This window comes from Aminivibrio sp., assembly GCF_016756745.1.
Lineage (GTDB): Bacteria > Synergistota > Synergistia > Synergistales > Aminobacteriaceae > Aminivibrio.
Genome location: NZ_JAESIH010000051.1, coordinates 93,728 through 120,226 on the forward strand (window position 1 = coordinate 93,728; position 26,499 = coordinate 120,226).

Annotated in this window: 19 protein-coding genes; 12 read left to right on the forward strand and 7 right to left on the reverse strand. The window is 56.9% G+C overall.

Annotation, left to right across the window (positions count from 1 at the left end; all coding sequences use genetic code 11):
• Window positions 1-345: 345 nt before the first annotated feature.
• Entirely contained in the window at window positions 346-978 is a 633-nt protein-coding gene (locus tag JMJ95_RS08255; RefSeq protein ID WP_290684416.1) for a M48 family metallopeptidase, read from the reverse strand.
• Between the two features lie 247 nt (window positions 979-1,225).
• On the opposite strand from JMJ95_RS08255, the gene JMJ95_RS08260 reads away from it, so the two are divergent.
• The 5 genes from JMJ95_RS08260 (at window position 1,226) to JMJ95_RS08280 (ending at window position 8,790) form a co-directional block, all read left to right on the forward strand.
• On the forward strand, window positions 1,226-2,260 hold the full coding sequence (locus tag JMJ95_RS08260) for a threonine synthase (RefSeq protein WP_290684418.1): 1,035 nt from the start codon (window positions 1,226-1,228) through the stop codon (window positions 2,258-2,260).
• A gap of 41 nt (window positions 2,261-2,301) precedes the next feature.
• On the forward strand, window positions 2,302-3,540 hold the full coding sequence (locus JMJ95_RS08265) for an HDOD domain-containing protein (RefSeq protein ID WP_290684420.1): 1,239 nt from the start codon (window positions 2,302-2,304) through the stop codon (window positions 3,538-3,540).
• A 7-nt stretch (window positions 3,541-3,547) separates the two neighbouring features.
• Complete coding sequence (locus JMJ95_RS08270) at window positions 3,548-5,686, forward strand: response regulator (RefSeq protein WP_290684422.1); 2,139 nt, start codon at window positions 3,548-3,550, stop codon at window positions 5,684-5,686.
• 17 nt (window positions 5,687-5,703) lie between these two features.
• Window positions 5,704-6,609, forward strand: coding sequence for a diguanylate cyclase (locus JMJ95_RS08275; RefSeq protein WP_290684423.1), 906 nt, complete (start codon window positions 5,704-5,706; stop codon window positions 6,607-6,609).
• Window positions 6,610-6,777: 168 nt separating this feature from the next.
• Complete coding sequence (locus tag JMJ95_RS08280; protein ID WP_290684425.1) at window positions 6,778-8,790, forward strand: lytic transglycosylase domain-containing protein; 2,013 nt, start codon at window positions 6,778-6,780, stop codon at window positions 8,788-8,790.
• Between the two features lie 226 nt (window positions 8,791-9,016).
• Here JMJ95_RS08280 and JMJ95_RS08285 read toward each other — a convergent pair whose 3' ends face one another.
• Together JMJ95_RS08285 and JMJ95_RS08290 are read right to left on the reverse strand one after the other, a co-directional pair.
• Entirely contained in the window at window positions 9,017-11,161 is a 2,145-nt protein-coding gene (locus JMJ95_RS08285; RefSeq protein WP_290684427.1) for a CDC48 family AAA ATPase, read from the reverse strand.
• A 129-nt stretch (window positions 11,162-11,290) separates the two neighbouring features.
• Window positions 11,291-12,502: a pyridoxal phosphate-dependent aminotransferase gene (locus JMJ95_RS08290; protein ID WP_290684428.1), complete on the reverse strand. Its 1,212-nt coding sequence runs from the start codon at window positions 12,500-12,502 to the stop codon at window positions 11,291-11,293.
• 137 nt (window positions 12,503-12,639) lie between these two features.
• On the opposite strand from JMJ95_RS08290, the gene JMJ95_RS08295 reads away from it, so the two are divergent.
• The 5 genes from JMJ95_RS08295 to JMJ95_RS08315 all read left to right on the forward strand — a co-directional run bounded on the left by JMJ95_RS08295 (window position 12,640) and on the right by JMJ95_RS08315 (window position 19,052).
• On the forward strand, window positions 12,640-13,848 hold the full coding sequence (locus tag JMJ95_RS08295; RefSeq protein WP_290684430.1) for a 2,3-bisphosphoglycerate-independent phosphoglycerate mutase: 1,209 nt from the start codon (window positions 12,640-12,642) through the stop codon (window positions 13,846-13,848).
• Window positions 13,849-13,894: 46 nt separating this feature from the next.
• Entirely contained in the window at window positions 13,895-14,917 is a 1,023-nt protein-coding gene (locus JMJ95_RS08300; protein ID WP_290684432.1) for an HD domain-containing protein, read from the forward strand.
• Window positions 14,907-15,833, forward strand: coding sequence for an RluA family pseudouridine synthase (locus JMJ95_RS08305; protein ID WP_290684434.1), 927 nt, complete (start codon window positions 14,907-14,909; stop codon window positions 15,831-15,833). Before JMJ95_RS08300 ends, JMJ95_RS08305 begins: the two co-directional genes overlap by 11 nt.
• 511 nt (window positions 15,834-16,344) lie before the next feature.
• Window positions 16,345-17,622: a Glu/Leu/Phe/Val dehydrogenase gene (locus JMJ95_RS08310; protein WP_290684436.1), complete on the forward strand. Its 1,278-nt coding sequence runs from the start codon at window positions 16,345-16,347 to the stop codon at window positions 17,620-17,622.
• A gap of 188 nt (window positions 17,623-17,810) precedes the next feature.
• The gene (locus JMJ95_RS08315; protein ID WP_290684438.1) at window positions 17,811-19,052 is read left to right on the forward strand and encodes a Glu/Leu/Phe/Val dehydrogenase; all 1,242 of its coding nucleotides are present in this window, start codon (window positions 17,811-17,813) and stop codon (window positions 19,050-19,052) included.
• A gap of 268 nt (window positions 19,053-19,320) precedes the next feature.
• Here JMJ95_RS08315 and JMJ95_RS08320 read toward each other — a convergent pair whose 3' ends face one another.
• Together JMJ95_RS08320 and asnS are read right to left on the reverse strand one after the other, a co-directional pair.
• Entirely contained in the window at window positions 19,321-21,066 is a 1,746-nt protein-coding gene (locus tag JMJ95_RS08320; protein ID WP_290684440.1) for a PEP/pyruvate-binding domain-containing protein, read from the reverse strand.
• A 36-nt stretch (window positions 21,067-21,102) separates the two neighbouring features.
• Entirely contained in the window at window positions 21,103-22,404 is a 1,302-nt protein-coding gene (asnS, locus tag JMJ95_RS08325) for an asparagine--tRNA ligase (RefSeq protein ID WP_290684441.1), read from the reverse strand.
• A gap of 105 nt (window positions 22,405-22,509) precedes the next feature.
• On the opposite strand from asnS, the gene JMJ95_RS08330 reads away from it, so the two are divergent.
• The gene (locus tag JMJ95_RS08330) at window positions 22,510-23,889 is read left to right on the forward strand and encodes a hypothetical protein (RefSeq protein WP_290684442.1); all 1,380 of its coding nucleotides are present in this window, start codon (window positions 22,510-22,512) and stop codon (window positions 23,887-23,889) included.
• A gap of 3 nt (window positions 23,890-23,892) precedes the next feature.
• Here the strand turns inward: JMJ95_RS08330 and JMJ95_RS08335 are convergent, their stop codons facing one another.
• Entirely contained in the window at window positions 23,893-24,729 is an 837-nt protein-coding gene (locus JMJ95_RS08335) for a haloacid dehalogenase (protein ID WP_290684443.1), read from the reverse strand.
• An 80-nt stretch (window positions 24,730-24,809) separates the two neighbouring features.
• On the opposite strand from JMJ95_RS08335, the gene JMJ95_RS08340 reads away from it, so the two are divergent.
• Window positions 24,810-26,168: a PLP-dependent aminotransferase family protein gene (locus JMJ95_RS08340; RefSeq protein ID WP_290684445.1), complete on the forward strand. Its 1,359-nt coding sequence runs from the start codon at window positions 24,810-24,812 to the stop codon at window positions 26,166-26,168.
• Here the strand turns inward: JMJ95_RS08340 and JMJ95_RS08345 are convergent.
• On the reverse strand, window positions 26,165-26,386 hold the full coding sequence (locus tag JMJ95_RS08345) for a hypothetical protein (RefSeq protein WP_290684447.1): 222 nt from the start codon (window positions 26,384-26,386) through the stop codon (window positions 26,165-26,167). The two genes, JMJ95_RS08340 and JMJ95_RS08345, sit on opposite strands and share 4 nt — an antisense overlap.
• Window positions 26,387-26,499 lie beyond the last annotated feature (113 nt).

Below are 26,499 nucleotides of genomic sequence, written 5' to 3' on the forward strand. Positions count from 1 at the left end.
CCGCTCATTTTTCAGGCAGAGGGAGTGTCGCCGGGCATACGGTGAATTCGCCCTCCCCAGGGGAGAAGAGATCTCGCTCCGCGCTCTTTGCGGAGAGGCCCCTGGGGAAGGGCGCCTGAGGCGAGAGAAACCGACACGGATGTCGGTTTCACAGGCAGGCAGCCGGCGAACGCGGGGAGCCGCGGGACTCGCTTGGGCAGTTGTCACGAACGACAATTCGCCCCCCCGCCCAATCGGTCCCTGTGACACTCCCCGCTGGGGTGCGGATTTAGGGAAGCGAAAGGCTGTTGTGTTGCACAGGTTCCGGTTTCTGAAACAGCGACAATTATTGGATCGTTTATTTCGTCATTTTCGTGGTTCTATCGCCGATGCGTTATTTCTCAGGTGAAGAAGCCGCCTGTCCGTAGGGGGGTGGGAGTTGAATCCGTTCGGAGAGGTCTTGTACCCTGCGGCCTTTATTTTTTCCATTGCCCGGACGAGTCCCCACGGGCTGTAACCGGCGGCGAAGGCTGTCTGGATGCCGTAGTCGTCCGCGGCCACTTCCTGTTCCCTGCTGAAGCCCGATTCCGCCAGGGCCATGCCGACGCCTCCGACAATCTCACGGGCAGCATTTCCTTCAAAGGCACGGGAAAGAAGTCCCCAGAGGAGGCTGCGCCCTACGGAACTGTTGTAATGTCCAAGCTGTATGTGCCCAACCTCGTGGGCGAGAATGCCCGCTATTTCGTCCTCGTGGTCGAGTATGGCCATCAGCCCGGTAGTGACATGGACCGAATGATTGCCTGGCGAAAACTCCACCCATGCGTTAGGTTCCTTTTTGTTCTCGAAGTTGACCGGTTCATGCTCGATTCCTGCCGCTGCTGAAATGGTCTTCCAGGCGCGGTTTACCGCGGCCTGGTCAATGGCGGCTTCCAGCGTTCCGGTGAAAAGAAGGGCCAGAAGAGAAACGGCGGGAAGGAGCTTCCATATTATTTTTTTCACATCCTTCTCCTCCTTTTTCCTTGATAAAATTCCCGAGATTGTCTTTCAAACTTTGTTTCTTTTTCATTCTCGCCTATTTTTTTCATGCAGGGAAGGGGAGAATTACGTATAATATCCTATTATGACGAATGGCGGCAAAATGATGCTTCGATGCTCTCTCTGCGGTGCGACGGTTCCGGAAGACAGTCTCAGGTGGCGCTGTAGCTGCGGAGCTCCTCTTGATGCGGACTTCGGCGGCATATTCCCCATGAACGGAAGCCGGATACGTTCCGGTGAGCAGGGGATGTGGCGCTACGGATCTTCTCTTCCCCTGGAAAGACCGGAGGAGAAGGTGTCCTTCGGTGAGGGATGGACCCCCCTTGTCCGGGAAGAATGGAACGGCCTGAATCTCTTCCTCAAACTTGACTTTGTCTGTCCTACCGGCTCCTACAAGGACCGGGGGATGGCCTACCTGGTGAGCAGACTCCGGGAACTGGGAGTCCGGGAAGTCATCGAGGACTCATCCGGAAACGCGGGAGCCTCCATGGCGGCCTACTGTGCCAGGGCAGGCATTGCATGCCGCGTGTTCGTCCCAGACTACACATCAGAAGGGAAGTGTGTCCAGGTCTCCTCCTACGGTGCACTCCTGGAGCGGATTCCCGGAACCAGGGAAGATACCGCGAGAGCTGCGGAAAAGGCGGCTGAGACCGTATTTTACGCCGGCCACAACTGGAGTCCGTGGTTTGCCCACGGGATCAAGACCTTCGCTTTCGAACTGTGGGAGCAGCTCGGATTCACCGCCCCGGAAGCAGTTCTGCTTCCCGCGGGCCAGGGGAGCCTTGTTCTCGGATGTGCCCTGGCATTTGACGAACTCCATGCAAGCGGGGAAATAGATACCCCGCCGAGAATATTCGCCCTTCAGCCCAGGAACTGCGCACCCCTGGAGGATGCGTTCAGGAAAGGGAGGTCTTCTCCGGAAAGAGTGGAGAAGAGGGAAACCATCGCGGAAGGCATAAGCTCCGCGGAACCTGTTCGGGGGAGAGAAGTCCTCAAAGCGGTGAAAAAAACAGGCGGCGACATCCTTTCCTTTTCCGACAGGGAAATCTGGGACGGCTGCGTGGAACTCGCCCGAAGAGGCTATTTCGTTGAACCCACCAGCGCCATCGTCGCGGCGGCGGCCGAACGACTTTCCCGTGAGGGCGGGGTCGGCAGGAAAGGCCCGGTGGCGGCGGTTCTCACCGGATCGGGGCTCAAGGGAAGCAGCAAGATTCTTTCTCTTTTTTCCTCCCCGCCGGAGGACTGAATGGAAAGGCGGAATTCCCCTTTTTCGGGAGCGGATCTGTCATGGGTAGGGTGAGTGTGAATAACCTCAGGGAGGGGATGATCCTCGAAGAAGACCTGTGTGCTCCCAACGGGAGATTTATCTTGGGCAGGGGGGCCGTTCTGAAAGAAAACCAAATCCGGATGTTCAAGATATGGGGTGTCACCGGGGCATCCGTGGAAGGGGCCGAGGACGGCGAAATAGTGATGGAGGAGCATCTGCGGGAAGAGGCGCTCCGTTCGGCCGCCGCCTACGTGGATTCCTATTTTCCCCCTTCGGATGGCGAAACGCCGGCACCGGCGGGAATTCGTTCTTTCTGCACCAGGAAATTTGCCGGGGGAATCGCTGCGGGCAAAACGCCCGACCCTCTTCCCCAAATACAGCAGCTTCCGCGCCCGCCGGAGGGGCACTTCGGCCGGACCTTCTCCGCCTCCGGTCTCGCAAAAAACGAGGTGAGGCTCGTTTCGTTCCCGGACATCTACTTTAAAATACAGGAAGTCATCAACTCTCCGATCAGCTCCGCCACTTCCATCGCAAAAGTGGTGGGCAAGGATCCCAGCCTTACGGCACGTCTCCTCCGGCTTGTGAACAGCTCTTTTTACGGTTTCCCGAACCCGATACTCTCCATTCCGAGGGCCATCGCCATCATCGGGTCGAACGAGCTGACAGCCCTCGCCCTTGCCGTGTCCACCATGACGGTGTTCCGCCATGTGCCGCCCGTGTATGTGGACATGAAAGCCCTCTGGAAGCACTCTATCGCATGCGGTGTTTTTTCCCGCCTGCTGGCATATTCGAAGAGGGTGCGGAACGAGGAACGGTTCTTCCTCGCCGGTCTTCTCCACGACCTTGGAAGGATCATCCTTTATACGAAGACGCCGACCGAGATGACCTATGCCCTCGAGCTTTCTTTTTTTGAGCGGATTCCCCTCTGGCGGGCGGAAAAAAGGGTCTTCGGCTTCGACCACGCCGCTGTTGGCAAAGTTCTTCTCGAGGAATGGAATATCCCTGAAAGCATCCGGAAGCTCTGCGATTTCCACCACTCGCCCCTTGAAGAAAACGCGCCGGAAGAGGCGGCCTTTGTTCATGCAGCGGATTACATCGCCAACGGACTCCGTACGGGAACCAGCGGATCGGTCTATCTTTCCGCCGTTGCCCCTGAGATTTGGGAGTATCTCGGGCGTGACGAAGGTGATCTTGAATCGGTCCTTGTCCAGGGAGAACGGCAGATCCGGGAAATCATGCATATCTTCCTTGTGGCCTGAGGCGGGAATGATGAGCGGAGACTCCATGGAAAAGATGAAAGAAAAACTGGCCATACTCTCCAAGGAACGGGAGGCCGCAAAGCGCCTCCTCGAATCAGCCGTGGATTCCCTCGGCTTTTCCGTGGTGGTGGACGAAGAATTTTCCTTTCATACCCTGTTCGAGGAATGCGCCCGAAAGGTGCGTACCTTCATTTCTTTCGAATCTCTGGCCTTCATCGTCTTTTCCCAGGACGGTCTCGACATGTCCCTGGAGTTCTGCGATCCTCCATCCGGAAAGCCCTTCCTCGAGCAGGAAATGCTCCCCCTCATTGAAGACAGAACCTTTGCCTGGGCTGTGGACAGGAACAGGCCGGTCATCGTTACAGCCACCGACGGCAGGGGACAGATCCTCCTTCATTCCATGACCACCCAGAACAGGACTGTAGGGATGTTCATGGGATACCTTGGAGAAGACGACGCCGACATTCTCGACCTGTCCTTCGCGTTCCTCACCGTGGTTCTGAGCACGGCAGCCGGACTGCTCCAGAACGCCGAACTCTATACGGTGATCCGGGGCCTGAACAGCGAGCTCAGCAAAAAAATCGAACGGCTCGAGGAATCTGAGCGAAACCTTGCCGAGGCCATGCGGGCCAGGGATACCTTTCTCGCCAACGTCAGTCATGAAATACGAACCCCCCTGAACGGTATTCTCGGCATGGCCACCCTGCTCGAGGACTCTTCCCTTGACTCCCGGCAGGCCGATATGGTACGGATCCTGAGGGATGAATCCTCCTCCCTGCTGCGGCTTATCAACGATCTCCTCGACTTTTCCAGGATAGAAGCCGGGAGACTCTCCTTCGAGGATGCTCCTTTCGATTTTACTGAATTCTGGAACAGTATCCGGGGCAGTTTTCTTCCGAGAGCGCGGCAGAAAAATCTCAGGTTCAGGATGGAACTCACGGGAGAGGTTCCAGAAACTGTCTCCGGAGATTCACTCAGAATCCGCCAGGTTTTCGGCAATGTCATCGGGAATGCCCTGAAGTTCACATCGAAGGGCGAGGTTTCCGTCCTCGGCGAAATCCTTCCCGGGGATGAAGGGTGGGTCGTTCTCCGTGTGGACGTTCGAGACACGGGAATCGGCATTTCCGCTGAGCAGGCGGCCAGGCTCTTCCGCCCCTTTGTCCAGGGGGATCCCTCCACCACCAGAAAATACGGCGGGACGGGGCTCGGCCTCGTGATCTCCAGGCGTCTGCTTGAAGGCATGGGCGGTTCAATATCCATCGAGCCTGGGAATGCGCGGGGAGCTCATCTCCGGTTCTGTCTTCCCCTGAAGCTTCTGCCCGGAAAGTCCCGGGAGAAAGACGACGATGGGACAGCTATCCGTTTCCCTCCAGGATATTCTGTGCTGGTGGTGGAGGACAACGAAACAAGCAGGATGGTGGCGGTTTCGCTGCTCGAGAAAATAGGCGTTCCGAAGATAGAAACTGCGGAAGACGGCGCCGCGGCCATTGAAAAACTCTCTTTGAAAAGGTACGATTTTGTGTTCATGGATATCCAGATGCCGGTGATGGATGGATTGGAAACCGTGGCCGCCATCAGGGATGCGTCGTCTCCCGTTCTGGACCACCAGGTACCTGTAGCCGCCATGACGGCCAACATACTCCCTGCCGATAGGGAGAAGTACCTCAGGTTTGGCATGACGGACTACATAACCAAACCTGTTCTCCCCGAGGATCTCGCCGGGCTTCTCCTGAAAAGCCTGGGGGCGAATAACGTACGAACTGCAAACCGTGACGGCGGAAATGGAAAGAACGTCTTCAGAAGGGATATTCTCCTCGCCCGCATGGGCGGGGATGAAAAGCTCTGCGAAAAGACCATACAGCTGTTCGTGGGCGACTCCCTGAAGCTTGTCGGGGAACTTGCCGCCCTTCTTGAGTCCGGTGATCTCGATGAAGCCAGGATGAAGGCCCATAACCTGCGGGGTGCCGCGGCAAACGTGGAATCCGGGGAAATCATGGCTGCGGCCGCTGCGGTGGAAGAGGCGGCAGCAGCGGGCAAAATCTCGGATGCCCGCGCCCTGGTGCCGGGCATTTTTGCGGCCCGGAGAAGGTTTCTCGCAGAAATATTTCACGGCGAAGACGGATATTCGAAAAGCGCCGGAGAATGAAAGGAAGAATTACACCTATGAAAATACTTATCGCCGAAGATGAAGCGACCTCTTTGTTCATGCTCCGCTCACTGCTCGAAAAATGGGGGTACGAGGCTGTGTCCCTTTCCGACGGCGTGGAGGCCCTTTCGGTATTAAACGGAGAATCTCCCCCCCTCCTTGCGATCCTTGACTGGATGCTTCCCGGCCTGAACGGACCGGAGATCTGCAGGAGGCTCCGAATGGAAGAGGGGTCACGAAAGGGGAAGCCCTACCAGTACATCATCATGCTGACCGTCAAGGGAGAGAAGGAAAACGTCATCGCCGGCCTCGACGCAGGGGCGGACGATTATGTGACCAAGCCCTTCGATTCCCAGGAACTGCAGATGCGGATAAAGGTCGGAGAACGAATTCTCCTCCTCCAGGAACAGCTCCGGAAGGCAGCCATGTATGATTCGCTCACGGGCCTCCTCAACAGGAAAGCCGTCATAGACGGCCTCGAAGGGGAAATTGCCCGTTCGGAGAGATCAGGGGAGTCTTTTGCCATCGCCCTTCTTGACCTCGATCATTTCAAGGAGGTCAACGACAGCTACGGTCACGCGACGGGCGACTCGGTCCTTGCCGAGGCGGCCCGGCGTATCCGGTCGGCAGTGAGAAGCTATGATATCGTTGGCCGGTATGGGGGAGAAGAGTTCCTTCTTGTTTTTCCCGGCCTGAAGGGCGACGATGCTCTCAAGATCTGCGAAAGGGTCTGTTCGGTGATAGAAAAAAAACCTTTTTTCCCCGCGCCGCTGCAAGGGAGCGGCACTCCCTTTACCGTAACCGCGAGTCTCGGTATATGTGAATGGGGCCCTCCCTCCAGCGGGCCGGATGAGATGCTCATGGGGGCGGACCAGGCGCTCTACAGGGCGAAGAAAAAGGGACGCAACACCGTTTGCCTCTGATTAGGGTTTTTTACCGGAGATTTCTTTCCGTCGTTCCCCTATAATGCCGAGAATACCGTGAAAGGAGGGATGCCTGTGCCCAGATTGCCGAAAGCGCCTGTTGTTTTCTGTGTTTTATCCATCATTTTTTTCCTTTTTGCTTTCCCGGCAGGAGGAGCCGCCTCCGGCATGGACGAACTCTTTACCGCCCGGGACTGGCGCGGGGTGGATGCCCTGCTGGCTCAAAAAGGCGACACGCTCTCACCGAGAGAACGTTCTCTTGCGGCAAACTCTCTCTGGTTTCGCGGAAAATGGGCCGAGTCGCTTGAACTTCTTCAACGGACAGCCTCTTACTGGCCTGCGTCAGTAAAGCCCTACGGCACCCTCATGACCATTCTTGGGATGGAGAGGACCGGCAGAAAGGACGAGGCGAGGCAGACTGCCTCCAGGTTCCTCTCCGAGGCGCCGGCGGACATAGCCTATTACGTCGCCTATGCCCTCTACCGCCTCACCGATGAAGAGGACGCCGCGGGAAGAAGAAAGTATCTTCAGCGCATGTACAGCCTCGCTGAAAACACCGCCCAGCAGTCGACAGCCCTTACGCTTCTCCTGGGACTTCCCGGAGACAAGACTGCCTATGCCCTGAACCTTCTCGGTATCCATCCGAGAAACAACGCCGCCCTCAAAATCCTGGAAGCCCAGCCGAAGCCATGGAAGGCTGACGTGAATTTCGCCGTTGGGTATGCCGCCTACCTTCGGGGACAGCACAGGAAAGCGGTGCCCCTTCTCAAGGCGGTTCCACTCGAGTCCCGCAATGGAAGAAAAGCGAGATACTACAGGGCCTTTTCCCTCTACAGCCTGCAGAAATACGGCGAGGCTCTCGAACTGTGGAGCTACCTCGCCCGGAACGGCACGAGCTATGCCGAGTCCGCCATACGGAGAATATCCATCCTTGCAGGAAGAGCCCAGAAAGAACGGGCCCTCAGGGTGCTCAGGGAAGTCGCCGCCTCCAGGGAGGGGGCCATACGGGCGAGGGCCCTGTACTCCCTCTCGACCCACGCTTCGGGAAAAGAAAAGCGCGAACTGGAGGAAAAAGTCATCGCCCTCATACCGGAGTCGGCCTTCACCACCCGGATTCTCTACAACCGGGGATGGGACAGGTGGAACAGGGGCGACATCAAGGGAGCCGTGCAGGAATGGGAAAAGTGCATCGTTTCCGGGATGGACGGAAACTGGCGCCCAAGGGTTCTTTACTGGATCGCCCGGGGCTACGGGCGGCTGAACATACCGGAAAAGGAGGCCGCTTTCCTTGAAAAGATACGGAAGAATCATCCTCTATCCATCTACGCTTTTCTCAGCGGCAGGGACAAACTGTCCATAGTCCCTGACGTTCCCCGGTCACTGGCCCAGGACAACCCTTCGGACCTCGAGCAGTGGGGGTTCATTACCTATGCGCGGCGGCATCTGCTCTCGATGGGCGACCCCAAATCCCTCTTCCGCGCAGCCCGGCTCTCAGAGTGGAGCGGCGATCACCTCGGTGCCTATTCCGCAGTTAGCCGGATTGCCGGCGAAATCACCCGGGGGCCTTCTTTCTTCAGGAAGGGAATGGAATATCTCTATCCCCGGCCCTTTTTGGACGAGGTGAGAAAGGCTGCGGAACGGTTCAAGGTGGAGGAAAACATCATATGGGCCATAATGCGGCAGGAAAGCGCCTTCAACCCCAATGCCACAAGCTGGGTGGGCGCCGCCGGTCTTATGCAGCTCATGCCCGCCACGGCCCGGAGTGAGGCGAATGCCCTTGAAATGAAGAACTATAACCTTTACAACGCTGGTCAGAACATCATCCTCGGAACGGCCCATATCGCCCGTCTTCTGAAATCCTTCGGGAACGTGGAGCAGGCTGTAGCCGCATACAACGGAGGAAGCGGCTCGGCCCGGCGGTGGCTGGCCGGAAGGAAGGATGTCCCTCTGGACGAATGGATAGAATCGGTCCGTTTTGAGGAAACCAACGACTATGTCAGGAAAGTGATGGCCAATCTTTACATTTACAGGGCGCTGTACGGTACCCCCAGGACGGAAGGTGTGGCTCCTGGAGCACCCGGGGACGTCCCGGACGACGCCCAGGAAACCTCCGCCGACGGTCCCGACCCGGAGGACAGGGATGATGAAGCTCCTCTTCCGCTGGACGACGGAGGGAAATAAACCAGGGGGCCGCCTGGAAAGCAAGGCGTTTACTTAACGTGTTGGTAAAAATAAAAAGAAGCCACTGATTGCAGTTTTTATCAGGGGCTTCTTTTTCTAAGAATATATTTTCTTTGCACAACAATTCTCCCCAGGGCAGTTCTGAAGGAGAGTTACATCATTAAAAACGATTAATATCAACACGCCAAGAGAACGCCTTGCCTGGAAAGAACGGCCCCCTCTTTTTTCACTTGGTTCCCTCGTTCTGCCTGCAGATGGAAGGCAGCTCTTTGAGTTCCTTCAGAGCGGACTCGAAATGATGCCATTCCATGAGGAGTTCTCCGTCTCCTCCGGTTTTCAGGTGGTCTCTCACGGCGAGCATGGCGGCTTTTCTGCATACGAAGGCGATATCGCCTCCCGTTCTGCCGTCGGTAAGCCGGGCTAGTGTTGCGATGCGGACATCGGAAGAAAGAGGTTTTTTTCGCAGGTGGATTTCGAAAATTCTCTCCCTGGCCTCGGCATCAGGGCGGGGAAGCTCAAGAATCAGGTCGAACCGGCCGCCCGAAAGCAGAGAGGGGTCGACAAGGTCAAGACGGTTTGTCGTGGCCAGAATTACCACTCCCTTGAGTTCCTCAATGCCGCTCATTTCAGCGAGAAACTGGCTGATCACCCGTTCCGTGAAGCTCGCCCCGCTGCCGCTTCCCTTGCCCCGCACAGGCACCAGCGACTCGATCTCGTCAAAATACAGTATGGACGGGGAAGCCTGTTTTGCGGTCCTGAAAACGTCCCTTATGGCCCGCTCGCTTTCTCCCACGTATTTTGACATGAGCGAGGGCCCCTTCACGGAGATGAAATTCACTCCGCTTTCCCGGGCCAGGGCCTTCGCCAGAAGGGTTTTCCCGGTTCCGGAAACGCCGTGGAGCATGATTCCCTTGGGCGGTGTGATGTCGAACTTCTCGAAAATATCACCGTGCTGCAGAGGCCACTGGACCGCGTCACGAAGCTCTTCCTTGATCTCCTCCAGCCCGCCGATATCCCTCCAGGTGACATCGGGAATCTCCACGAAGACTTCCCGTATGGCCGAGGGTTCCACTTCCTTGAAGGCCTCGAGAAAATGGTCCATGCGCACATCCATGGCAAGAAGGCGGTCGTAGGGGATGTCCTCCATTTCCATGTCGATCTCCGGAAGCAGCTCCCGGAGGCTTGCCATTGCCGCCTCCTTTGCGAGGGCTTCCAGATCCGCCCCCACGTAGCCGTGGGTCATTTCAGCCACCTTCCTGAGGTCCACGTCGGCAGCCAGAGGCATTCCCCGCGTGTGGATGGTCAGGATTTCATGCCTGCCCTTCTTGTCGGGGATGGGAATGGAGATTTCCCGGTCGAACCGTCCTGGTCTGCGGAGCGCCGGATCGAGAGTGTTTGGTATATTCGTTGCCCCGATGACCACAATCTGTCCCCTGGACTCCAGGCCGTCCATAAGGGCCAGGAGCTGAGCGACGACCCGGCGTTCGACCTGCTTCTCCCCGCCCATATCCTCCCGTTTCGGGGCTATGGCGTCTATTTCGTCGATGAAGATGATGGAGGGGGCATGGGCCTGGGCATCCTCGAAGACGTTCCGCAGCCTTTCTTCGCTCTCTCCGTAGAATTTTCCGATGACCTCCGGTCCCGAGATATGGGTGAAGTAAACATCGGTCTCGGCGGCCACAGCCCTGGCGATCACCGTCTTTCCCGTTCCCGGGGGGCCGTAGAGGAGAACCCCTTTGGGAGGCTGGACCCCCAGCCGATCGAAGACCTGGGGGAAACGGAGGGGAAGCTCGATCATCTCCCTGATCCGTTGGATCTGGGGGCCGAGGCCGCCTATGTCCTCGTAGGAAACCCTGGCCTTCTTCTCTATTTCGGGCTGCTTTTCCACGTTCACATAGGTGGACTTGCTGATGATGACCGTCCCGTCGGGAGTCGTGTCCGTGACCCTGAAGTCGCATATTCTCGTTCCGAAGAGGTTGGTCCGCACCCGGTCGTCCTTTCTGACGGCCATTCCCTCAAGCAGGGACCGTATATACACCGCGTCCCGCTCTTTTTCGAGAAGGGCGGTGGACGTAAGGGGCTTCAGTGTGATGCTGCCGGCAAAATGGTGATCGGCCTTCCGGACGAGGACTTTGTCGTCGATTCCAACCTGGGCGTTATCCCTGGTGATGCCGTCAATCTGGAGGAACCCCCGGCCTCCTCCCTCGGACATCTCGGAATCGCACGAAAGAAGCCGCGCTGCGGTGATCTTTTTCCCCTCTATTTCGATGATCTGGCCTTCAGACAGTCCCAGATCCCGAATATCCTCCGGTGCCATCCGGGCGATGCAGCGGCCTACGTCCTTCGGCATGGCTTCCCTGACTTTGAGCATGTTTCATCCTCTCTTTCCTGTAGATCGTCAAATAGAGCGACGGAACTTTTTCCCTCCGGAATGCTACCATAAAAAAACCCTCCCCGACAAACGGGGAGGGACCTGTCTCCAAACCGTTGCAGGTTCGCCTCAGCGGGCCACTGCGGCCTTTATGCGGCCGGGGTATGCCTCCAGGCCGACCTTGAGGATGTTCATCGCCTTGACGAGATCTTCGTTTTTCAGGACATAGGCCAGCCGGAATTCCTGCTTTCCGAGTCCGGGGGTGGCATAGAAGCCTTCCCCAGCGGCCGCCATAAGAGTTTCCCCGTTCACGTCGAAGTTCTGCAGCATCCAGATGATGAACTTCTCCGCATCGTCCACGGGCAGCTTCACCATCACGTAAAAGGCTCCCTTGGGTTCGGCGCACACCACTCCCGGCATTTCCTTCAGGGCCTTGTACAGAGTGTTCCGCCTGGACTGGTACTCCCTGTTCACTTCCTCGAGGTAGGACTTGGGTGTGCTGTACAGGGCGGTAGCGCCGACCTGCTCGAGGGTGGGGACGCACAGTCTTCCCTGGGCGAGTTTCAGAACCTGGGCCATGAAATCCCTGTTTCTGCAGGCGATGCAGCCGATGCGGGCACCGCAGGCGCTGTAGCGCTTTGACACTGAATCCACGATGATAACCCGGTCGGCGATCTCGGGAAGATGCCCGAAGCTCGTGTACTGCAGCCCGTCGTAGACAAACTCCCTGTACACTTCGTCGGCGACGATGAAAAGGTCATGCTTCAGGGCCAGGGCGGCGAGCATGTCCATTTCCCCTCTCGTGTAGATGGTTCCGGTGGGGTTGCCGGGGTTGGCGACGAGAACGGCCCGGGTCTTCGGAGTGACGAGAGCTTCGATTTCCTCTCTCTGGGGAAGATGAAACCCTTCTTCTGCCTTCGTGGTAATGGGGCGTACTTTCACGTTCACGGAACCGGCAAAAGCGTTATAATTGGCATAGAAAGGCTCGGGTATGAGAACTTCGTCACCGGGATCGCACATGGTCATGAAGGCGAACAAGAGGGCTTCGCTTCCGCCGTTTGTGACGATGATGTCCTCCCGTTCGAAGGGAATGTTGAAGTTCTTATAGTAGCCGCTCATGGCGTCACGGAGATCATTGTTTCCCTGGGATGTGGCATAGGCTATCACGTCCTGGGAAAAGCCCCTGATGGCCTCGAGGAAGGACGGAGGGGTCACGATGTCAGGCTGGCCGATATTGAGGGGATAGATCTTTTTGCCCTTCGCCCGGGCTTCCTCCGCATAGGGAAGAAGGCGGCGGACAGGCGACGACTGAAGCGCGCGAACTCGTTCGGAAAACTTCACCTGTATTACCCCCTTGATTTAAACTGGATGGATCTTTTGAGAAAATGATATCATAAAATCCAGTGGTTTTTGCAGAAAAAAACGTGTACTCACTACAAATTTGTTCCTGGAAATTACCCGGAGGTGGAATCTGACTCATGAAAAGAATGGAACTTCTGCGGAGACTTGCCCGCGACAACGGGGGAAAAATGATCCTTCTCGTTATGGACGGCATCGGAGGACTTCCCGGTCCGGACGGAAAAACCGAGCTGGAAGCCGCCCGCACACCGAACCTCGATGCTCTGGCGGCAAAGAGCGAGCTCGGTCTTATCGACATAGTGGACACGGGAATAACCCCGGGAAGCGGTCCGGGTCATCTTTCCCTGTTCGGCTACGATCCTCTCGAGTATTCCATCGGCAGGGGCATTCTCGAGGCCATGGGCGTCGGTGCTCTGGTGGCCCCGGGAGACATCTGCGCCCGGGGTAATTTCTGCACCCGCTCAGAAGACGACGTCATCCTTGACAGGAGAGCCGGTCGGATAGCCACGGAAAAAAGCGCTCTCGTGGTGGAGAAGCTGGCGGCCTCCATCAGAGAGATCGATGGTGTAAAGGTCACGTTATACCCAGGAAGGGAGCACCGGTTTGTCGTCGTCTTCTCCGGCCCCGGCCTGACTCAGCAGGTTGCCGATGCCGACCCCCAGCAGGAAGGGGCCCCCATGCGCTGGGCGGCTTCTCTTGGTCCTGACGGGGAACGGATGGCTGCCGTGGCCAATGCCTTCATCAGAAAGGTCTCGGAGGTTCTCCGGGGTAATGCCCCGGCGAACGGCTGCCTGCTGCGTGGATTCTCCTCAGCTCCCGATCTGCCGCTGATGGGGGACCTCTACCGTATGAAGCCCGTTGCCGTCGCAACTTACCCCATGTACAGGGGACTGGCAAAACTCGTCGGGATGGATGTCGTCGACGCCGGCGAAACTCTGGACCGGCTCTTCGATGCCGTTGGCCGTCTCTGGAACGACTATGACTACTTCTACGTCCACGTGAAATACACGGACAGCAGGGGAGAGGACGGAGACTTCGACGGCAAGCGGAAAGTGGTGGAAACGGTGGACGGCCTTCTGCCGAAACTCCTTGCCCTTTCCCCCGAAGTAATCGTGGTGACGGGGGACCACAGCACTCCCAGCGTTATGAGCGCCCACTCCTGGCATCCCGTACCCTTCCTTCTCTCCAGCCCCTACGTCCGTTCAGGGGATTCAAAGGCTTTCAGCGAAAGGGAATGCCGCCTCGGCTCGGGCGGAAGAATGGAGGCCAGGAAGTTGCTCGGACTGATGCTCGCCCATGCCGGACGTCTTGAAAAATACGGCGCCTAAGGTTGCTTTCATGTCAATACGGGGTGATGGCGCGGAAGAGCAGCGGTTGAGCAAGACCGGAGACATCCGGCGTATGGCCAAGGACGACCGGTTCAAGGTCCTCGGTGTTGTTTCGAGAGCTTCCGTGAGAAAGGACAAGAACGGAAAGAATTACTGGGACATTGCCCTTATGGACGACGAGGGAATCATCGAAGGTAAAATTTGGGGAAATTCCAGGTGGTGGGACAAAAGCGGGGACGAGCAGATTGAAGTCCGCGATCCTGCCGATTCGTCCCTTTTCGGGGAGCTTGTGGGCAAAACCCTGGGACTGGCGGGACAAGTAAGCGAATTCAAAGGGCAGCCCCAGTACAATTTCACCGGGGTCTATTTCATGAACCAGGAGAAATTTCCTCCGCACCAGTTTGTTCAGCGTTCGCCAATTGACAGGGACATCCTGGAGAAGGAGTTTTTCGATCTTCTGGAGAGCTGCGGCGGACAGGTAGAGGCATTTCTCCGCTACGTTTTTTTCGAGAGAAAACTCTGGGACCGGTTCAAGGACTGCCCCGCAGCAGTGGCCCATCACCACGCCTACGTCGGGGGGCTGCTGGAGCATACCCTTGCGGTGGCGAGAACGGCCAGGGCCCTGGCAGGAACCTACTCCGAAGCGGGGTATGAAATCAATGTTCCCGTTGCCGTTGCGGGGGCACTGCTGCACGACCTTGGAAAAATGGATTCCTACAGACTCGTTCCTGCTCCCGAGATGACGGTGGTCGGCACGGTCATTGACCATATCGTCCTTGGATACAGCACCTTCGCCGACCTTGCCGGGGATTTCGGCCTGGAGGAACGGATTTTTCTCGCCATCGGCCACATTCTGGTAAGCCACCACGGCTGCCGGGAATTCGGATCCCCCGTTCTGCCCGCCACTCCCGAGGCTATGGTGGTGAGCGCCGCAGACGAGCTCGACTTCAGGCTCTTCTGCTGGAAGAATTCCGTCGAAAAGATGGAGGAAGGGAAGGAAATTTCCGATTACAACGTATCCGCCCAGAGGCGGTTCTGGAAATGGGAGCAGGGGAACAATGGCGCATAAACTGACTGTTTCTTCATCCGACGGCGGACGCAGGCTCGACAAGGTGATCCGGTCCATCTGGCCGGGGCTTCCGCTGAGCGTGGTCATGAAGGGGATCCGTACAGGCTCCGTGCGGCTCGATGGGAAAAAGGCCTCCTGCGATGTCCGGGTATCTGCCGGCCAGGAGATTTACGTCCCGTGGGAGAGTCCCAGGGAGGCGGCGGGGGAGTACCGCTACCGGAGGACGGTGCCGGTTCTCTTCAGGGACAGCCGCATATGGGCGGTGAACAAGCCAGAAAACCTTCTCGTCCAGCCGGACAGGAAGGACCAGGACAACGTCCTCGACCGGGTGAAGTACATGCTTCATCTCGAAGGGCTCGAGGAAAGGGCCTATGCCGTGCACCGCCTTGACAGGAACACCACGGGCGTTCTGCTGGTGGCCCTTTCCGGGGTCAGCCTCCGGATTCTCCAGGATGCCTTCCGGGAGAGAAAAATACGGAAGACCTACCTCGCCGTGGTGGCGAGCTTTCCGCCGAAGGAAGGGGAGATACGGGCGCCTCTCCTGAAAGATCCTTCTTCGAACACCGTCCGGGTCGATCCCGCCGGCAAGGATGCCTTGACCAGGTACCGCCTTCTCGCCGGGGGAAACGACGCGTCTCTTGTCGAGATCGATCTTGTGACCGGGCGATCCCATCAGGCGAGGGTCCACATGGCGTCCATCGGATACCCCGTTCTCGGCGACATCAGGTACGGAAGCGAGGAAATCAACGGAAAATGGAGAAAACGCGGAATCCGGCGTCCTCTGCTTCACAGCTACAGGATTCTTTTCGGTGATCTCGGAGGCGAAATGGAGGATTTGTCCGGCATGAGAATTACCGCTCCTCCTGCCGGGGACATGGAGTCTCTTTGCGCCTCCCGGGGGTGGCGCCTTCCATGAAGAAAAAGAGTGCCGGACTGAAGGTCCGGAGAGGAGGAGGATGAACATGGAACTGAAAATCGTCGCGGAACGAAGCGTTATGGAAAAACTCCGGAAAATGGGCGAAGGGTTCGTCATCCAGCGGACACTCGGGCTCGGGTGAGGAGCAAGGAGAGTCTTCAGGGTTGAAGACGGGCCCCCTCCGTCGGAGGGCGAATACCGGAAGATCGAGCAGGATGGTGTGACCCTTCAGGTTCCAGCCTCCATGAAATTCAGGAAGGACATGGTGGAAATAGTCCGGCGGGGGTTTCTGTGGTCGGCTTATCTTATGGTGACGAGCGTCGAATCGGGCGGCGGTGCCTTTTGTGCTGATTGCTCCGATTGCGGTGAATGAATTGTAAGATTTTGTTTTAGGTATTTGGAACTATTTTGACCTTTTTCTTCTCTTTTCTTGCTGCTTTAAGGAAAAAAAATGCTATGATATGGACGGTCTTAAACGGCGGATGCCGTAAAAATTCAGGAGGTGTGTTTAATGGCCGTAGTAAAGCGTACTTCCTCAAACGTTCTCCTTGACACAGCACTCAAGAATTTCTATGCAGCAGCTGAGGAGATGGGTCTCGAAGAGGGGCTCATCGACATCCTCAGCCACTCCGAGCGCCGGACATGCGTTTCTATCCCCGTGGAAATGGATGACGGAACGATAAGGGTTTTCGACGGGTACAGGGTTCTCCATTCTTCCGCCATCGGACCGGGCAAGGGCGGAGTCCGTTTCCACCCCGAAGTGAATCTCGACGAATGCGAAGCCCTTGGTATGATGATGACCTGGAAATGCTCCCTCGCCGGAATTCCCTACGGCGGAGGCAAGGGCGGCGTTTCCTGCGAACCCCTTGAGCTTTCCAAGAAGGAAAAAGAGCGGATCGCCAGGACTTGGGCAGCCCGGATGGCTCCCGTCATCGGAGCCTGGACCGACGTTCCCGCCCCTGACGTGAACACCGGCGGACCGGAAATGGTCTGGTTCATGGACACCATCAGCAAGATGAAGAACAAGCTCGAGCCCGCCATCTTCACCGGCAAGCCCATTCCCCTGTGGGGATCCAAGGGCCGCACGGCTGCGACCGGCTACGGCGTTGCAACCTGCGCAATCGAACTTCTCAAGAACCTTGGGAAGTCTCCTGAAGGAGCCACCGTCGCCATCCAGGGATTCGGCAACGTGGGAACCTATGCAGCCCTTACCATGATCGATGCCGGGTCGAAGGTCATCGGAATCAGCGATATCACCGGAACCTATTATGCACCAAACGGTCTCGACATCAAGAAAGCCTTCGACCATGTGAGCAATCACCCGAAACATCTTCTTGAAGGTTTTACCTGCGACGGCTGCCAGAAGATCGATCTTCCCGAAGTTCTGTTCCTCGACTGCGACATCCTCATCCCCGCCGCCCTTGAGGGTGTCATCAACGGGAAGAATGCCGACAAGGTCAAGGCGAAGTACATTGTCGAAGCCGCCAACGGCCCCATCACTCCTGAAGGCGACGCAATTCTCGACGAGAAGGGAATTCTCGTCGTTCCCGACTTCCTCGCCAATTCCGGCGGAGTCATCGGCTCCTACTTCGAGTGGGCACAGGACCTCGGCGGCTTCTTCTGGTCGGAGGAAGAGTACAACGATCGGCTGATCCGCATCATGAAGGATAACTTCCAGAGGGTTTGGACCTATGCGAAGGAAAAGAACGTCAAGATGCGCCGCGCAGCCTTCATGGCAGCTATCCAGAGAGTGGCCGATGCGGTGCGGATGAGAGGCGTGTTCCTGTAAAAATAAAAATAAGCAGTACGATCGGGGGCCGGAGAAATCCGGCCTTTTTTTGATCTCTTCATTAGACAGAAAAGAGAAATAAGTAGGCAAAATAAGCGCCGAGTGTGTTAAAATTTCAAAAGAACGGCACAATGCGGCGGCCTCTGTTTTTCATGGGGAAGTAGATCTCCGAGGAGGTGAAGGAACGGATGAACCCGAGAGACATGTTTCTTCAGCAGCTTGAACAGGCGGTACCCTTTCTGACGGTGGAGCCCGAATATCTTGAAATGCTCAGGTATCCGAAAGAAGTGCTCGAGCTGTCTCTTCCGGTGCGGCTCGACGGAGGGGGGGTGAAGATTTTCAGCGCATGGCGGAGCCACCACAACAACGCTCTCGGTCCCTACAAGGGCGGTGTTCGTTACCACGCGGAGGTAAACCGGGACGAGGTCGTCGCTCTTTCCTCGTGGATGAGCATAAAGTGCGCCATCGCCGGCCTTCCCTACGGCGGAGGCAAGGGCGGCATATCGGTGGATGTCCGTGAACTGTCGCGGAACGAGCTTGAGAATCTGAGCAGGGCCTATGCTTTCGGCATCTCCAGGTTTGTCGGGACTGACTATGATATTCCTGCCCCTGATGTGTACACAAATCCCCAGGTAATGGCCTGGTTTCTCGATACTTTCGAAAAGGTGAAGGGACGGAGCGAGCCTTCAGCCTTCACAGGGAAACCTGTCGTCATTGGGGGATCCCTCGGCCGAACCGACTCCACGGGCAAGGGAGGGATCTTCATCCTCAGGGAAGCTCTCAGGTCTCTGGGACTCCTGGGAAAACCTCTCACCGTGGGAATACAGGGATACGGTAACGTGGGTTCCCGGGCCCACCGTTTCGTCGAGGAAGATCTCGGCCTCACCGTAGTGGCTGTCTCTGACTCAGGTACGGCGGTTTACAATCCTGCGGGACTCAAATACTCGGAAGTAGGTAAATTCAAGGAAGAAACCCGTTCTCTGAAAGGTTTTCCCGGCGGAGAGGAGTTTTTCCCTGACCTGATTTTCGAAAAGAAAATGGACATCCTTATTCTGGCTGCTCTCGGCGGCGCGGTTGACGAAAAAAACGCCGACGCGGTCAAGGCGAAGGTAATTCTCGAGCTGGCCAACGGCCCCATAACGCCTGCCGGCGAGGCCATTCTCGCCGACAAGGGTGTGCTGATAGTCCCGGATGTCCTCGCCAACGCCGGAGGAGTCATTGTCAGCTGTTTTGAATGGATCCAGGGACGCTCGGGAGACATGTGGTCCGAAGAATACGTTTTTTCAAAGCTGGATGAGAGGATGGTCCGCTCCTTCAGGGAAATCTGGTCCATTCGGGAAGACCGGAAGATCAGCTTCCGCCAGGCCGCCTATGTCAAGGCGGTCGGCAGAATTGTGGATGCCATGAGGTTGCGGGGGATCTGGCCCTAGAGGGGGAACGGTGCGGGGGAAAGGAACAACGTGTCCTTTCCCCCGGATTTCAGCCGCGGAACACTCTTTCAGTCGAGCTTGCGCCGGGATTCGCAAAGAATTGTCCGATCCCGTTGTGTATCATGTCTCCGTAGGGGGAAGTTGCTCGAGAAGGGCCGCCTTGTCGGGAGACGGTATATTGTGGACCTGAAGTATCGTCATCACCGCGGTGACGTGTCGGGCTAAAAAAAGCGCTCCGTCCTCTCCTGCGGGACGGAGCGCAAAAAATTCACTCCGATGAAGGATCGTTGGAGATGACGACGCCGACCTCGTTTTCCCCGTCGAGCAGGACGGAGAAATTTCCGGTATAGTGCCGGACTGCCGGGTGCCTTTTCTGTTCGTAAAACGAGGCGGCCAGCCATTCCCGGTTGTAGACGTTTCCCTTCATTCCGTCGAAGACGGGAAGATAGAGTGTTCCGTCTACGTCCAGGTCGAGGAAGAAATGAGTGCCGTAAGAAAGCTCGGGCGTATAGTCGCTTTCAAGGATTCCTACCTCCACGAGGCAGCCGCAGTTGCAGATTTCATTATACCTGACGGGCACGCCGAGCTTGGGGTTGGTGCTTCCCCATCTCCCAGGACCGACAAGAATATAGTTCGTTCCCGCGAGCTTGTGGTTTATCCGGCCGATCTCCCTGGCAACCTCGTAAAACGCGGTGTCCTTTCCGTAGACAGTAGGGTCCACGTACACGAGATGATGGACGTTTTCCAGCTTCCCGTTGCTCACCATCCTGTTCCCCTTGAGGATGACGTTTTCCTCCCTGACCTCCGGAATGGTGACCCTGGCCATCTCTTCGTAGGAGGCAAGCGGCCTGAGCTGCAGCAGGGTGAGTTTTTCCCTTTCCGTGTCGTAGACGAACTCCATGTCCGCAGGCATACCCATCCGTTCTTCGAGGAAGGAACAGAGTTCTTTCACCAGGCTGAAAAAACGGGGGTGCCGTCTCGGGAAGTTCGAGAAGGAAAAGAGCGGTTTCCCTTTGCTGACCTGGTCTGACCCCGCCCAGTAGAGGAGGTTCTCCGCGTAAATTTCGATGAAAGCCGATGCCAGCTTGTGCTCCCTGAGCAGGAATGGGAGGTGCTCGGAGAGAGCGCCGGTCGTGAATCGTCCGGAAGCCATGTCGATATAGTCAAACTCGCTCTGGCTGGTCATGGCGATGTCGGCGGGCAGGTTTCCCTGGGGCCGGAGCATCGGGTGGGAGAGATAGGATACATTGGCCTTGAGCCTGTCGACAGTTCTCGTTCCCAGGCCGAAACAGAACCGCATGACCCCGTCCTCTTTCCTGATGCGGGTGGAAGGTCGGCGGTAGACTTTCGAAAAGGCGGTACCCGCGATTTCCGGGTAGAACATTGAATTGTGCTCTCTGCCGATGACGGGCTGGATCACCACTGCCATGGATTCGTCGGAATCGGTGAGACCGTGTTTCTTCCGGTAGGCCCTTGCCGCCGGGTTGTAAAGGGATGCCCAGACTTCCTTTACGGCGTTGACAAGGAGGGCGGTCCGCTCATCCCGGGGTCCCCGGTTGGCTGAAAAACGGGTGCTGTACTTCCCGGCGAAGGAAAGCTTCCTCGAGTCCTCAAGGATGGAACTGGACCTTATGGCGAGGGGGAAGTCGCCTATGGCTTCCATGGCGTCTTCCAGGTCGCTGATAAGGGACGGACGGACATTACCGTTCCGGAAGGCCGAGGCAATCTTCTCGAAAAGCTCCTGGGCAAATTCGTCTTCCGTGTTCTCCTCCTGTCCTGAGAGACTCTCCTTCAGAAGCGTTTCTATCCCGTTGTCCGAAACGAAATCGTCGAACCCCTCGGTGGTGAGTACATAGTTCAGTTCCGGGAGTTCAACACAGGACTCCAGAGGCGCCCCTTCCAGGGTATTGAAGGCGAAGGCGAGACCCCTGGCCTTGCCTCCAACCTCACCGTCCCCGATGAGCCTCCTGTATTTGCGAAAAACGGGTTTCGGGTCAAAATCGGAATAAATCACGTATAGTGCCTCCCTGCGAAACGGAAATAGGATCCATCAGGGCTTGAGACGGTAAATCGTCCGCGGCCATGGAATGGCTTCCCTGATATGCTGCAGTCCGGCAATCCATGCCACCACCCGTTCGATCCCCATGCCGAAACCGCTGTGGACGAACGTTCCGTAGCGCCGAAGATCAAGGTACCAGTCGTAAGGCTCTTCGGGAAGTCCCTGTTCCCTGATCCTGGCCACGAGCCTGTCGTAACTGTCCTCTCTCTGGGAGCCTCCGATGATTTCGCCGTACCCCTCGGGAGCGAGGAGGTCGTCGCAGAGCACCAGGTCCGGATTCTCCGGATGCTCTTTCATGTAGAAGGCCTTGACGCTCTTGGGATAGCATTCGATAAATACGGGCCGTTCAAACTGCTGGGTGAGAATGGTTTCGTCGTCGTTCCCGAGGTCTTCACCGTAGGGGGTATCGCTTCCCAGCTTCCTCAGCATCTCTATGGCCTCGCCGTACTGGAGATGGTAGAACGGAGCCTTGATGTTCTCCAGTTTCGAGACGTCCCGTTCGAGGACGGCGAGTTCCTTTCCGCAGTGTTCGAGCACAGAGGCTACGATGTGGCAGATGAGCCTTTCCTGGAGGTTCATGTTGTCCTTGTGGTCGAAAAAGGCCACCTCGGGTTCGAGCATCCAGAATTCGGTAAGATGGCGGCGGGTCTTTGACTTCTCTGCCCTGAACGTGGGGCCGAAGCAGTAGACCTTCCCGAAAGCGGCGGCGGCGGCTTCGGCGTAAAGCTGTCCCGTCTGGGCAAGATAGGCTTTCGAGTCGAAGTAGTCGATTTCGAAAAGTCCGGAAACTCCCTCTCCTGCTGCGCCGCTGATGATCGGGCTGTCCACGAGAAGGTAGCCGTCGTTGTGGAGGAACTCCCGCGCGGACCATATAACCCTTTCGCGGATCCTCATGATGGCTTGCTGTCTGCTGCTGCGAAGCCAGAGATGGCGATGGTCGAGAAGAAAATCGATTCCGTGGTCCTTTTTTCCGATGGGGTACTCGTCAGCGGGATTCTGGATGACCGAGACGGACGCTACGGAAAGCTCCACCCCCGACGGAGCCCGTTCATCCTTTCTGACGGTTCCGGTCACTTCCACCGACGCTTCGAGCCGCAGGGATTTTGTTGCTGAGAAGTCTTCTTCGGAGACCTCATTCTTCACCATGACACCCTGGACTGTTCCTGTTCCGTCCCTGAGCTGCAGAAAGTGGATTTTGCCCGAGCTTCTCATGTTGTACAGCCAACCGCGGACAGTGACGTCCGCTCCTTCCCGGGAGGGGAGGTCCTTGATATAGGTCCATGGTGCCGTCATGCGCAATCTACCTCCAGACATTGAGACGAGTATAATTTTCGAGCGGCAGAGTTCATGGCGTATATGATACACTAAATCATACCGTAAAAAAAAGGAGAAGCAGCCGTGATTATTCCCCGTCTTGTTATCGCCGACGAAAGAAGGGAAGGAGCAGTTCCGCCGGGCGTCATTCTCGCTGCGGCGCTCAAGAACGCGGGACATCCCCTGAAAATTTTCTGCGCCGGTCCCGACGAGTATCTCGTGCGCATGGTTGCCCTGGCGACAGGTGAGGACGTCACGGTACTCGATCCGTACTCCTGCGGAAGCACCAGGGTATTCAAGACGCTCTTCCAGTTTGCCTCGAAAAGTGACCGGCTGAACATCATCCTCGCCCCTCTGGGGAAGAGAGGGGACGATGACGCCTTTATCCTGTCCCCTCAGGGCCCCGAATTGAGCCGCCTCCTTGAATGCCCCCTGGTGCCGGTGGTATTTGCCGATTCGTCGGCCACTATAACCGCCGGCATTCTCGAAAAGGCTGTCTCCGGAATTGCCGCCCTCGGAGATATTCCCGTTCTCGCCGTTCTTTTCGCTTCCGTGCTCAATCCGAGGGAATACCAGCTGTTGGAGATAGAAGGGGGAAGAAGAGTCCCTCTTTTCAGCATGGGCTACATACCGAAACTCCTTGAAAGAAGCCGGTCCGCCCTTCTCGAGCTTTGCCTGGACACCATGGCCGAAAGGGCAGCGTTCCCTGTCAAGGCTGCGGCCGCACAGCTGGCATCTCTTCCCGGACAGGTTGACTGGAACGCCTTTTGGGGATTCGCTAGGCTGAACCAGGAGTGGACCGATCTGCCGGAACCTTTCCGCGGAAAGGCAGCCGGACTTACCGTCGGAGTGGTCACCCACAGCGGGCTCGCTCTTGAGGGTGACAATGCGGGACTGCTGTTTTCCTACCTCGGCTGCTCGGTGAGAAAGATTTTTCTCGAAGAGGCGAAACCCGCCCTTGACGTCAACGCGGTCTACGTTCCTCACGGCCCAGGTTTTCTCTGTGCTGAACAGCTTCTCGGCAAACAGGGGGCCAGGGAATGGTTCAGCGGTCTTTTCAAGTCCAGGAAAGCCGTATTTGTCAACGGAGGAGCAGCCCCCCTTCTCGGCGAATCCTTCTCTCTCCCGAACGGGAAGCAATACGAGGGGATGAACCTCTTCCGCTACAGGGGAAAGTACGGCATGCCTTCCAGTGACCTGAAAAAAGTGGAAGTCTCCTCTCTTGAAGGGGATATCCTTTTGAATCTGGGTGAAAAACTCAGGGGGTACCTTTCCCCTTATGCCTCGGTGGTCAACCCCGGGGACTCTGCAAAATCCCTCTGGTCAGTTAAAGAGCCGGGGAGCGAAAAAGAAAAAGGGCGTTCCGGCTGGAACCTGGGGTGCGGTGTGGTTACCGACCTGTGCATCGAACTATGGAGCAACATGGAAGGAATTTACCGGTGGCTCGTGATGAGAAAGAAATAAAAACTATTCCAGAAGTCCCTTTTCCCGGAGCGCTTCCTCCGGAGTTTTGTAAACTCTCGGCTCATCCGAGAGAAATTTTCCTATGGCTGCGAAATTTCCTCTGCCGAAGGCCAGGAGCGTCTGCCTGTCGCTTTCGGCATCGCCGAGAAAGAGGGGAGAGGAGGCTCCGGCCCTTTCGCAGAGAATTGACAGCCCCAGGGGAGAAGGTTTCATGATGCCGTCATCAGGGGTAATTATCATCTCCCGGGGAAAATCCTGCCAGCCGATGAGCTTGAGGGCAAGGGCCAGTTCGGATAGAGGCCTCCCCGTATAGATAGCCGTAATGAGGGGAAGATCCCCCCACTGAAAAGAAACCAGGGGAACGTCCTCTTCCCAGAGGCCTTTGCGCCTGGTGGTGTACAGGGGGGTCTCGCCCATGGCCTCATATTCGTCGCACCCGAAATACATTTCTTCACAGACCCTTCGCACTGCGGCCCTGGATACCCTTTCCCCGAAAGAGTTCCTGACCCACCCTTCGATATCGCCGTCCCTGCACTCCCCGATCAGGACGCGCCACGCCCGGGGGGACGGAAGGCTTTCAGCCAGGGACGGGGAGTCGGCCGAGGCAGCGCAGTTGATGGCGGCCCAGGCGATATCATAGTCATCGTTGAAGGCCGGATGGGTTTTTGTTGCGGCAAAATGCTCGTAGGTGAATCCGTCGCAGTCGGGAATGCGCCCCAGGACCCTGATCCAGGCCCAGAGAAGACTGCGGGCGACAACCCGCGGGTAGGACCGTGAAGCGTCCACAAGGACGCCGTCCACATCGAACACTATGAGATCGTTTTGTGCCATTTCGGTCACGGATACACCTCATTTTCATCATACCTATGCTGTCCGTTTACCATTGTACCAGAGGAAGACGGCATCAGCCCGGAGGAAAAATGCTGCTGGAAATACCGCTGGACTCCAAATACGGCACCTTGTACCGGCAAATTGCCGAACATCTTGAAAAAATGATCCTGGCGGGGAGCATCCCCTGCGGAACCAGGCTTCCGGGAACCAGGGAGCTTGCCCGCATGCTCGGCGTAAGCCGGTCCACCGTCGTGGAAGCCTACATGCTCCTAGAGAAAAGGGAAATTGTTCAGTTGAAAGGAAGAAGCGGTGCTTTCGCTGCGGCGGATTCCCTTCCGCACCCGGTGAGCTGCCGGGAGGGAGGAGATGTTTTCCATTTTGACTCAGAACGGCCGACCACGGACCTGATTCCTTACGGCGCCCTTGCGAAGATCAGCCGGGATGCCCTGCTCGAAGACGGTGGGAAGATTCTTGGAGGCAGTCCTCCTGAAGGCCTTGAAGAGCTGCGGTTCGCCCTGCTCGAGCATTCCGTTCTCAGGGGAATACCTGCAAGGCCGGGAGAGATGGCAGTTACGTCAGGAGGGAAGGATGCTCTCTCCACTGTTCTGCGGGCTCTCCGCACCGGAGGGTATGGGAGGGTGTTTGCCGAAAGGCTGACTTACACGGATATGAAAGAAATAGCCGCCAACGAGGGATTGCCGTTCCGACCGGTCCCCCTTCTTGTGGAGGAAGGGCTCGCCTCCCTGAAAAAATTGACATCCAGGGATATCCTGTATCTTATCCCGAGCTTCCAGAACCCTACGGGAATGACTCTCCCTCCGGAAATCCGCAGGGAAATACTCGAACTCAGGCAGAAAAAAGGCTTTCTCATCATAGAGGACGACAGTTACGGGGAACTCCGCTACGGCGAAAAGAGCGTTCCCGCGCTGAAAGCCCTGGACGAAGGCGAAGGAGTGGTGTACATCGGCTCCTTCAGCCAGGTCCTGTTTCCGGGAATGCGGTTCGGCTACATTCTGCTCCCCTCCGGACTGTGGAACAGTTACGTGCGGACGGCGTCCTTCCGCCAGGGGCAGACCTCGTCTCTCGTCCAGCTCGTCATGTTGAAATTCATACGACAGGGAAAACTCGCGGAAGCCGTTGAAAAGGCACGGGCGGTGCTTTCGGCGAGGATGGAGTCTCTTCTTCTCGGTCTCGGTTCAGCCTTTCCGGGCATGCCTGTGCACAAGCCGGAAGGCGGGGTTTTCCTGTGGTTTCCCACCGGCAAAACGGACGGTAGGGAAGCTGCCGGACTTGCTTTCCGCGCAGGAGTGCTCGTCACTGACGGAAACCTCTACTCCCTGGGAAATAAACGGCAGAGAGCGGTAAGATTTTCCGTTTCCTCCGTTCCTGCTCAAAAGATGGACGAGGCCTGCGCAAGGTTGGAGAAATGCTGGACGTCCCTTTTCTAGACGTTTTTCGTCGTGCCTTTTTCTTCTTCCTTCTTGAGCGTCAGGAGGAATTTTCGCCACAGGAAGAGTGCGGCTGCTGCGGATAAGGTGCCCGCGCCGAGACCGATAAGAATGTAATCGGGCCGGCCCCTGCTGAAAAAATAGCCGCCGAGCCCAGCGAGAGCATATCCGTACAAAACCACGGTTCCCATGGATAAAAGAAGTACGATGAATCTCATAATCAGCCCTCCGGGAATGCACCGGGCAAAAAGGTACGGGGAAATGCATTTTTCCCCCGTCCGTATCTTGTCGGTTCACCATAAATATGATAAAGTATCTCAAAATCTACAAT